The organism is Lactobacillus sp. UMNPBX12 (assembly GCF_002553955.1).
Taxonomy (GTDB): domain Bacteria; phylum Bacillota; class Bacilli; order Lactobacillales; family Lactobacillaceae; genus Lactobacillus; species Lactobacillus crispatus.
On the sequence record NZ_PCYY01000016.1, the window covers coordinates 17,026 to 26,140 of the forward strand.

General features: G+C 39.6%; 19 protein-coding genes. All 19 read right to left on the reverse strand.

The genetic code is table 11. The features are described from left to right. Nucleotides 1–64: 64 nt before the first annotated feature. Genes CP363_RS07295 through rplB form a run of 19 tightly spaced genes read right to left on the reverse strand, consistent with a single transcriptional unit; the run spans nt 65 to nt 9,102 of the window. Nucleotides 65–721: an adenylate kinase gene (locus tag CP363_RS07295; RefSeq protein WP_005720355.1), complete on the reverse strand. Its 657-nt coding sequence runs from the start codon at nt 719–721 to the stop codon at nt 65–67. 10 nt (nt 722–731) lie between these two features. Then, entirely contained in the window at nt 732–2,027 is a 1,296-nt protein-coding gene (secY, locus tag CP363_RS07300; RefSeq protein ID WP_005724159.1) for a preprotein translocase subunit SecY, read from the reverse strand. Then, nucleotides 2,027–2,467, reverse strand: coding sequence for a 50S ribosomal protein L15 (gene rplO / locus CP363_RS07305; protein WP_005720352.1), 441 nt, complete (start codon nt 2,465–2,467; stop codon nt 2,027–2,029). Before rplO ends, secY begins: the two co-directional genes overlap by 1 nt. A gap of 23 nt (nt 2,468–2,490) precedes the next feature. Beyond that, entirely contained in the window at nt 2,491–2,676 is a 186-nt protein-coding gene (gene rpmD / locus CP363_RS07310; protein ID WP_005720351.1) for a 50S ribosomal protein L30, read from the reverse strand. Nucleotides 2,677–2,693: 17 nt separating this feature from the next. Beyond that, entirely contained in the window at nt 2,694–3,200 is a 507-nt protein-coding gene (gene rpsE, locus CP363_RS07315; RefSeq protein ID WP_005720350.1) for a 30S ribosomal protein S5, read from the reverse strand. Nucleotides 3,201–3,217: 17 nt separating this feature from the next. After that, nucleotides 3,218–3,574, reverse strand: a complete 357-nt coding sequence (gene rplR / locus CP363_RS07320) for a 50S ribosomal protein L18 (RefSeq protein WP_005724156.1) — start codon at nt 3,572–3,574, stop codon at nt 3,218–3,220. 26 nt (nt 3,575–3,600) lie between these two features. Next, nucleotides 3,601–4,131 carry a 50S ribosomal protein L6 gene (gene rplF, locus CP363_RS07325; protein ID WP_005720348.1) on the reverse strand — a complete coding sequence of 177 codons (531 nt, stop codon included), beginning with the start codon at nt 4,129–4,131 and terminating at the stop codon, nt 3,601–3,603. A 24-nt stretch (nt 4,132–4,155) separates the two neighbouring features. After that, nucleotides 4,156–4,554: a 30S ribosomal protein S8 gene (rpsH, locus tag CP363_RS07330; RefSeq protein WP_005720347.1), complete on the reverse strand. Its 399-nt coding sequence runs from the start codon at nt 4,552–4,554 to the stop codon at nt 4,156–4,158. Nucleotides 4,555–4,578: 24 nt separating this feature from the next. Next, nucleotides 4,579–4,764, reverse strand: coding sequence for a type Z 30S ribosomal protein S14 (locus CP363_RS07335; protein WP_003549037.1), 186 nt, complete (start codon nt 4,762–4,764; stop codon nt 4,579–4,581). 12 nt (nt 4,765–4,776) lie between these two features. After that, the gene (rplE, locus tag CP363_RS07340) at nt 4,777–5,319 is read right to left on the reverse strand and encodes a 50S ribosomal protein L5 (RefSeq protein WP_005720346.1); all 543 of its coding nucleotides are present in this window, start codon (nt 5,317–5,319) and stop codon (nt 4,777–4,779) included. Nucleotides 5,320–5,333: 14 nt separating this feature from the next. Beyond that, nucleotides 5,334–5,570 carry a 50S ribosomal protein L24 gene (rplX, locus tag CP363_RS07345; RefSeq protein ID WP_005720345.1) on the reverse strand — a complete coding sequence of 79 codons (237 nt, stop codon included), beginning with the start codon at nt 5,568–5,570 and terminating at the stop codon, nt 5,334–5,336. 19 nt (nt 5,571–5,589) lie between these two features. Then, nucleotides 5,590–5,958 carry a 50S ribosomal protein L14 gene (rplN, locus tag CP363_RS07350; RefSeq protein WP_003549034.1) on the reverse strand — a complete coding sequence of 123 codons (369 nt, stop codon included), beginning with the start codon at nt 5,956–5,958 and terminating at the stop codon, nt 5,590–5,592. Nucleotides 5,959–5,989: 31 nt separating this feature from the next. Further along, nucleotides 5,990–6,256 (reverse strand): 30S ribosomal protein S17, encoded by a 267-nt coding sequence (rpsQ, locus tag CP363_RS07355; protein ID WP_005721626.1) that lies wholly within the window; start codon nt 6,254–6,256, stop codon nt 5,990–5,992. 18 nt (nt 6,257–6,274) lie between these two features. After that, nucleotides 6,275–6,472 carry a 50S ribosomal protein L29 gene (gene rpmC / locus CP363_RS07360; protein ID WP_003549032.1) on the reverse strand — a complete coding sequence of 66 codons (198 nt, stop codon included), beginning with the start codon at nt 6,470–6,472 and terminating at the stop codon, nt 6,275–6,277. Next, nucleotides 6,462–6,902 (reverse strand): 50S ribosomal protein L16, encoded by a 441-nt coding sequence (rplP, locus tag CP363_RS07365; RefSeq protein ID WP_003625792.1) that lies wholly within the window; start codon nt 6,900–6,902, stop codon nt 6,462–6,464. The genes rpmC and rplP overlap by 11 nt, the downstream gene beginning before the upstream one ends. Then, the gene (gene rpsC, locus CP363_RS07370; protein WP_005720341.1) at nt 6,902–7,576 is read right to left on the reverse strand and encodes a 30S ribosomal protein S3; all 675 of its coding nucleotides are present in this window, start codon (nt 7,574–7,576) and stop codon (nt 6,902–6,904) included. Before rpsC ends, rplP begins: the two co-directional genes overlap by 1 nt. Before the next feature lie 13 nt (nt 7,577–7,589). Next, entirely contained in the window at nt 7,590–7,943 is a 354-nt protein-coding gene (gene rplV / locus CP363_RS07375) for a 50S ribosomal protein L22 (RefSeq protein ID WP_003625788.1), read from the reverse strand. Between the two features lie 19 nt (nt 7,944–7,962). Then, nucleotides 7,963–8,247: a 30S ribosomal protein S19 gene (rpsS, locus tag CP363_RS07380; RefSeq protein WP_005720340.1), complete on the reverse strand. Its 285-nt coding sequence runs from the start codon at nt 8,245–8,247 to the stop codon at nt 7,963–7,965. An 18-nt stretch (nt 8,248–8,265) separates the two neighbouring features. Further along, entirely contained in the window at nt 8,266–9,102 is an 837-nt protein-coding gene (gene rplB / locus CP363_RS07385; RefSeq protein ID WP_089142839.1) for a 50S ribosomal protein L2, read from the reverse strand. Nucleotides 9,103–9,115: the final 13 nt, after the last annotated feature.

A 9,115-nucleotide genomic window follows, 5' to 3' on the forward strand; every position in this document is an offset into this window, starting at 1 on the left:
CGCAATTAAACAGTCATATACTTTGAAATTATAACACGGATAAAAAATTATACAAATTTTTCTTCTATTGATTATTACTCAATACCGCATCAATATCTTCAAAGACTTTTTCTGGAGTTTGTTCACCATTAATTACAGTGAGCAAGCCTTTCTTCTGATAAAAGTCCTTCAAAGGTGCATTCATCTTTTCATTAACTTCAAGACGATTCTTAACAACTTCTGGTTTATCATCTTCACGTTGATAAAATTCATGGCCACCACAGCGATCACAAGTGCCCTCAACTTTTGGCTGCTTGGAAAGCTTGTTGTAAGTAGCTCCACAATTTTTACACATGTATCTTGCTGATAAACGCTTAATCAAAGTGTCTTCGTCAACTTCAAGCGCAATGACATTTGTTAAAGGTTTCTCCAAACGTTTTGTAATACCATCTAAAAGTTCTGCTTGTACAGTGGTTCTTGGAAAACCATCTAAGATAAAACCTTCTTTAATATCAGGTTGACTTAAACGTTCCTCAACCAACTTTGCAGTAACTTCATCGGGTACTAGATTACCCTTATCGATATAACTCTTAGCTTCAAGACCAACCTTCGTCTTGTTAGCCATTGCTTCCCTAAACATATCCCCAGTTGAAATATGAGTTAAGTGATATTTATCAACGATTCGCTCTGATGCTGTACCTTTACCAGCACCTGGTAACCCTAAAAGAATTAAGTTAATCATTTATCCGTTCCTATCTGATGAATCCAACATATTCTCTCTTCATTAACAAGCCGTTAATTTGACGAGATAACTCGAGAACAACCCCAATCACAATTAAAAGACTTGTTCCTCCTAAACCAATGGAACTTGGGAGATTCCAAAAGTTAGTAGCCAATTGAGGCAGTAAAGCAACTAAGCCCAAGAATAATGAACCTACTGTTGATAATTTCATCAACATCTTTGAAATATAATCCTGAGTGTCTTTTCCTGGCCATACACTAGGAATATAAGCACCCTGCTTTTGTAAGTTTTCTGCTAGCTTCTCAGGGTTGACCTGTACGAAAGCGTAGAAGAATGTAAATAAGATAATTAAAAGAGTGTAGATAATTACCCCAGGAGTAGTTTGTAAGCTAAAGATTTGGTTCATTACTTTAAACCATTGTTGATCGCCCTGGGTTCTTTGAAAGGCCATTAAAATCGTTGCCGGTGTAACAATAAATGAACTGGCAAAAATAACCGGAATAACTCCAGATACATTAACCTTTAATGGTAGAAAACTTTCAGAACCACTCATCGTCGCTCTTCTCGTATATTGAATTGGAATACGACGATCAGCTTGTTCAACCCATGTAACAAATTGAGTTACGATAAGGATTGCAACTATAACCGCGATGAAGAACAAAATGCCTTGCCAACGATCACTAGCACTATTATTAATAATTTCTTCCTTATAAATTTGCCATAGACCACTTGGTAGTCTTGCAATAATACCAGCAAAAATAATTACTGAGATACCATTACCTAGACCCTTATCAGTGATTTCATCACCCAACCATGTTAATAACATAGTTCCAGCAGTCATAATAATAGCAATTTCTATATAAGTCTGTGGTGTTTGATTCTTTACCAAACCCATTTGAGTTAAAGCGTTAAAGCCTAACGTAATACCAATACTCTGGATAAAAGCAACAACTAATGCTAAATATCTAGTTACTTGATTTGTTTTACGTCGACCTACTTCACCTTGTTTTCCCCATTCTACTAACGTAGGAACAATATCCATCTGTAGCAGCTGGATAACAATCTGAGCCGTAATATAAGGAGAAACACCCAAAGAAAATATTGAATAGTTATCTAGTCCACCACCAGATACAGTATCCAGCATTGGAACTAAACCAGTTTGCGCAACCTGCGTGATCGCCTTCGCATTAACACCGGGAACGGTAATGTTTGCACCGATCCGATACAGCAAAAGAATAAAGAGCGTGAAATAGAGCTTATTTCTAATTTCTTTATCTTTGAAGGCGTTCTTCAAGGTCGAAAACATTAGATCACCTCAACAGTTCCGCCAGCGGCTTCAACTGCTTGCTTAGCAGATGCGGAAACTTTATTAACCTTTACAGTTAACTTAACTTTTAATTCGCCCTTGCCAAGTAACTTAACACCTGACAATTCTTTCTTTACTAAGCCATTATCTTTAAGTGATTCTACAGTTACTTCACTGCCGTCTTCGAACTTGTTTAAATCATCTAAGTTTACAATTGCATATTCCTTGCGGTTAATGTTCTTAAAACCACGCTTAGGCATAGTTCTGAATAATGGCATTTGACCACCTTCAAAACCTAAACGAGTATGACCGCCTTGACGAGCTAATTGACCCTTTTGACCACGGCCTGAAGTTTTACCGTAACCACTTGAAGTACCACGACCAACACGTTTTCTATTGCGACGTGAGCCTTCAGCAGAATGTAATTCATGAAGCTTCATTAATTTGGCACCTCCTTGATATTCTATTTGTTAATCTCTTCAACAGAGATTAAGTGAGCAATCTTTAATAATGCACCACGAGTAGCAGCGTTGTCTGGAAGAACAACAGTACTATCCACTCTACCTAAACCAAGAGCTTTAACGATCTTTCTTTGTTGAGGTAGACGGTGAGCAACACTTCTAATTAAAGTAATCTTTAAATCAGTCATCTATGATCTCCCTAATCTTAAGCTCTTTCAGGTTGACGAAGTTTTGCAACTTCTTCACTAGTTCTAAGCTTCTTCAAACCATCGATAGTTGCACGAACAACGTTAATTGGAGTGTTTGAACCAAGTGACTTTGAAGTTACGTCTGAGATACCAGCCATATCCATAACGATACGTACGGCACCACCAGCAGCAACACCAGAACCAGCTTCAGCAGGTTTCAATAAAATGTTACCTGAACCGTAGTGACCAATAACTTCATGAGGAATAGTAGTACCAACTTTAGGTACATTGATCATTTTCTTCTTACCGTCTTCTACAGCCTTACGGATTGCTTCTGGGACTTCTTGAGCTTTACCAGTACCAAAACCTACACGGCCTTTCTTGTCGCCAACAACAACAAGAGCAGCAAATCTCATGCGACGGCCACCTTTAACAACCTTAGTAATACGGTTGACAGCGACTAATTGATCTTCGATATCGTCTTTGTTTCTGCGATTGTTACGAGAATCATTGCGGTTTGCCATGTGTTAATTCTCCTTTCCTAGAAATCTAATCCGTTTTCACGAGCAGCATCAGCTAATGCTTGAACACGGCCGTGGTATAAGTAACCACTTCTGTCGAATACAACAGTAGAAATGTTCTTTGCCTTTGCAGCTTCAGCAATTGCCTTACCTACAGCAGCAGCTTGTTCTACTTTAGTTGCATCTGATACATTTTCATCCAAAGTTGAGGCGCTTGCAAGCGTAACACCCGCTACGTCATCAATTAATTGAGCGTAGATGTTTTTATTTGAACGAAAAATGCTTAAGCGTGGGCGCTCAGCAGTACCAGAAATTTTTCCACGAATACGTCTATGACGCTTTAAGCGTAACTTGTTTTTATCTGGTTTAGAAATCACAATTTCACCTCAAAAATAACTACTTATTACTTACCAGTCTTACCTTCCTTGCGACGTACGTATTCATCAACATAACGAATACCTTTACCCTTATAAGGTTCTGGTGGACGTACGGCACGGATTTCAGCTGCAAATTGACCAACATCTTGCTTTGAAACACCTTCAACTTCTACATCAGTTGCTGAAGTTGCCTTTACAGAAACACCTTCTGGTGCAGTCAATACAACTGGGTGTGAATAACCAACATTTAAAGTAATCTTGTTGCCTTGTGCTTGTGCACGGTAACCAACACCGATTAACTTCAAAGTCTTCTTATAACCGTCAACTACACCTTCGATCATTGAAGCTAAGTTAGCTCTTTCAGTACCGTGAAGTGCTTTGTCGCTTTCGCTTGAACGTGAAAAGTTAATTTCACCATCTTTTTGTTCAAACTTAATCTTTGGATCGAAGTATCTAGTTAATTCACCCTTTGGGCCCTTAACAGTAATATTGTCGCCTTCCTTGGTAACAGTGACACTGTCAGGGACTTCAATAGTCTTTAAACCGATTCGGCTCATTGATTGTTCTCCTTTCTGTCAGTATTACCAAATGTAGGCAATTACTTCGCCGCCAACGTTCTTTTGTCTTGCTTCCTTGTCGGTAATAACACCAGCAGAAGTAGAAACGATGGCAATGCCTAAGCCATTAAGAACTTTAGGTAAGTCTTCAGCGCCAACGTAGTTTCTAAGACCTGGCTTAGAAATACGCTTCAAACCTGAGATAACACGTTCTCCATTTGGACCATATTTCAAGAATACCTTGATAACGCCTTGCTTGTTATCATCTGCAACTTCGTAATCACGGATGAAGCCTTCACGTTTCAAAATTTCTGAAATAGACTTTTTAATGTTTGATGCAGGAATTTCAACTGAATCGTGTTTTGCCATGTTGGCATTTCTGATTCTAGTCAAGTAATCTGCGATTGGATCTGTCATGACCATTTAAGCTATCCTCCTAACCGTATACTACCAACTAGCCTTTTTAAGACCAGGGATTTGACCCTTGTGTGCTAATTCCTTTAAGCAAATACGGCATAACCCGAATTTACGGTATACGGAGTGTGGACGACCACATCTCTCGCAACGTGTATATTCGCGTGAAGAGAACTTAGCAGGACGACGATTTCTGATTTTTTGTGATGTTTTAGCCATTAATGTCCTCCACTATCTTGCAAACGGCATACCAAATTGAGTCAAAAGTTCACGAGCTTCTTCATCAGTGTTGGCAGTAGTTACGATAACAATATCTAAACCTCTAGTGCGGTTTACCTTATCAAAATCGATTTCTGGGAAAATCAATTGTTCTTTAATACCTAAAGTGTAGTTACCACGACCATCAAATGAACGAGTTGATACACCACGGAAGTCACGAACACGTGGAAGAGAAACATTGATTAACTTGTACAAGAAATCGTACATTCTGTCGCCTCTAAGAGTTACCTTAGCACCGATAGACATACCTTCACGTAAACGGAAGTTAGCGATTGATTTCTTGGCCTTAGTGATTAATGGCTTTTGACCTGAGATCAAAGTTAATTCTTCAACTGCTTCATCTAAGTTCTTGGCGTTAGAAACTGCATCACCAACACCCATGTTTAAAACAATCTTGTCGATCTTAGGTACTTGCATAGATGACTTGTAGTTAAACTTTTCTTCTAATGCAGGAGCTACCTTTTCGTTGTATTCCTTAGCTAAATAACTTGCCATGTGTGTCCTCCCTTCTACTTATCTTCTTTTTTACTACTAATTACTTTAACGTTTGATGCGTGAATTGAACCTTCTGATTCAACTACACCACCATTAGCATTGCTTTGTGAAGGCTTTTGGTGCTTCTTAATCTTGTTAACGCCCTTAACCACTACACGGTTTTTCTTAACGTTAACAGAAAGAACAGTACCTTCTTTACCTTTATCTTTTCCGGCAATAACTTTTACTTTGTCACCAGTTTTAACGAACATCAGTGCACCTCACTATCAATTATAAGACTTCAGGAGCAAGAGAGACGATCTTCATAAAGTCGTTCTCACGTAACTCACGTGCAACTGGCCCAAAGATACGAGTACCACGTGGGCTCTTGTCTGCGTTGATAATTACGCCAGCATTTTCGTCGAACTTGATGTATGAACCATCTTCACGACGTGCACCTGATTTAGTTCTAACAATAACAGCTTTTACAACGTCGCCTTTTTTGACAACGCCACCTGGTGTTGCTTGTTTAACAGTACATACTACGATGTCACCAATGTTACCGGTCTTACGCTTTGAACCACCTAAGACTCTAATAACTAAAAGTTCTCTGGCACCAGAGTTATCAGCAACCTTTAAACGGGATTCGTTTTGAATCACTGTGTAATCCTCCCCTCACTAAATCCGCAAATTAAACAGATTTCTTAACAATCTTTACTAAACGGAAGCGCTTCTTACGAGATAATGGACGGGTTTCCATGATACGTACAGTATCGCCAACTTTAGCTTCGTTATTTTCGTCTTGTGCGTAGTACTTCTTTGAATATCTAATACGCTTGTTGTAAACAGGGTGGTTCTTGTAAGTGTCAACAACTACAACGATAGTCTTGTCCATCTTATCAGAAACTACACGACCTTGGTATACGTGACGACGATTTCTTTCGTTTGTTTCGCTCAAGTTAATAGCTCCCTTCCATTAATTGTTTTCTAACGCTTTTTCGCTCAGAATAGTCTTGATTCTGGCGATATTCTTGCGGACTTTGCTCAAGCGAGCGGTATTTTCTAATTGACCCGTTGCTTGTTGGAAACGCAAATTGAAGAGTTCTTCTTTGTATTGCTTTTCTTTTTCTAACATTTCATCAGTGGTTAATGCTCTGATATCTTTAGCCTTCATTAGATTCGCCACCTACTTCCGAACTTCTAGTTACAAACTTAGTCTTAATTGGTAACTTAGTTGAAGCAAGACGTAAAGCTTCACGAGCAGTTGCTTCATCAACACCACCAATTTCGAACATAATCTTTTCTCTCTTAACTACAGCTACCCAACCTGCTGGTGCACCTTTACCTGAACCCATACGTACACCAACACCTTTAGCAGTGTATGACTTTTGAGGGAAAATTCTGATCCAAACCTTACCGCCACGTTTCATGTAACGAGTCATAGCAACACGAGCTGCTTCGATTTGACGGTTAGTAATCCAATGTGATTCGAGGGCTTCAAGACCATATTCACCAAAGGCAATATATTTACCACCCTTAGCAGCACCACGCATCTTACCACGGAATTCACGACGGTGTTTTACTCGCTTTGGTACTAAAGGCATTATCTATTTCCTCCCTTCGCTGGCTTTGAAGCTGGCTTATTCTTACGAGTAGGTAAGATTTCGCCACGGTTGATCCAAACTTGAACACCAATTTCACCATAAGTAGTGAAGGCATTTACCCAAGCGTAATCAATATCAGCTCTCAAAGTTTGTAATGGAACACGACCTTCTGTGTGCCATTCTCTTCTTGCCATATCGGCACCGTTCAAACGACCTGAAGTTTGAACCTTAATACCCTTGGCACCAGCACGCATAGCTCTTTGAGTAGCTTGACGCATAGCACGTCTGAAAGCAATACGAGCTTCAAGTTGACGAGCAATACTATCTGCTACTAACTTAGCATCAAGATCTGGTTTCTTAATTTCAACAATATTAATGTGAACTTGCTTACCAGTTAAAGCATTTAATTGTTTTCTCAAAGCTTCAACTTCAGAACCACCTTTACCAATTACCATACCTGGCTTAGCAGTATGAATTGAAATGTTGATTCTGTTAGCTGCACGTTCAATTTCAACAGTAGATACTGAGGCATCCTTCAACTTTTCTGAAATAAATTTTCTGATTTGAAGGTCTTCATTTAAAGTTTCTTTGTATCCCTTGTCAGCATACCATTTTGATTCCCAATCACGGATAACACCGAGACGAAAACCGTTTGGGTTAATCTTTTGACCCATTAATATACCTCCCTTAATCGTTCTTTTCTGAAACTACTACAACTACGTGACTGGTTCTCTTGTTAATTGGAGAAGCCATACCCTTAGCACGTGGGCGGAATCTCTTCAAAGTTGCACCTTCATTTACATAAGCTTCTGATACGTAAAGGTTTGCACTTTCAAGATCGTAGTTATGTTCTGCGTTAGCAATAGCTGAACGCAAAACTTTTTCAACGATTGGGGAAGCAGCTCTAGGCGTAAATTCCAAGATTGCTAATGCTTCAGCAACGCTCTTGCCACGAATTAAGTCAACGACTAAACGAGCTTTTCTTGGAGCGATGCGAACAGTTCTTGCTTCAGCCTTAGCTGAACTAATTTGTTCTGCCATTTAGATGTTTCTCCTTCCTCTAAGCTTGTGTTGTGGCTTTATCATCAGTGGATTTGTGTCCGTGGAAAGTTCTTGTTGGAACAAATTCACCTAACTTATGACCAACCATGTCTTCAGTTACATATACTGGGACATGTTTTCTACCATCGTAAACAGCTATAGTCAAACCTACAAAGGAAGGGAAAATAGTTGAACGACGTGACCAAGTCTTAATAACTTGCTTCTTATCTGCATCTGCTTGTGCATCAACCTTCTTTAACAATGATGCATCAGCAAAAGGACCTTTTTTAATACTACGGCTCATTAATTAACCCTCCTTCTACTACTTGCTACCTTTACGGTGACGAATGATTAACTTCTCGCTGGCCTTCTTGGTATCTCTAGTCTTAATACCACGTGCCTTCTTGCCCCATGGAGTCATAGGTTGAGGACGACCAACTGGAGCCTTACCTTCACCACCACCATGTGGGTGATCGTTAGGGTTCATTACAGAACCACGTGATTGTGGACGCTTGCCCAACCAACGCTTACGACCAGCTTTACCTAATTGAATCAATGAGTGTTGTTCATTACCAACAGTACCGATAGTTGCACGGCATGATGACAAAATCTTACGAACTTCACCACTTTGTAATCTTACTAAAGTGTAATCACCATCAGCACCTAAAACTTGAGCTGAAACACCAGCACTTCTTACGAGTTGGCCACCCTTGCCTGGCTTTAATTCGATATTGTGAATTGAAGTACCAGTTGGGATATTCTTTAATTCCAAAGCGTTACCTGGCTTAATGTCAACTGAATCACCTGATTCAACTACATCGCCAACTTTTAAGCCCTTAGGAGCTAAGATGTAAGCTTTGATACCATCAGTGTAGTGAAGCAAAGCAATGTTAGCAGTTCTGTTTGGATCGTATTCGATAGCCTTTACAACTGCCTTTGCGTTGTCCTTGTTACGCTTAAAGTCGATGATACGGTATTTTTGTTTGTGACCACCACCACGGTGTCTTACAGTGATATGACCATATGAGTTACGACCTGCAGTATGTGATTGAGATTCAAGTAAAGTCTTTTCAGGCTTTGTCTTAGTGATCTCAGCAAAGTCGGAAGAAGTCATATGACGACGACCATTCGTGGTTGGCTTGTAAATCTTAATAGCCAATTGACTGACCTCC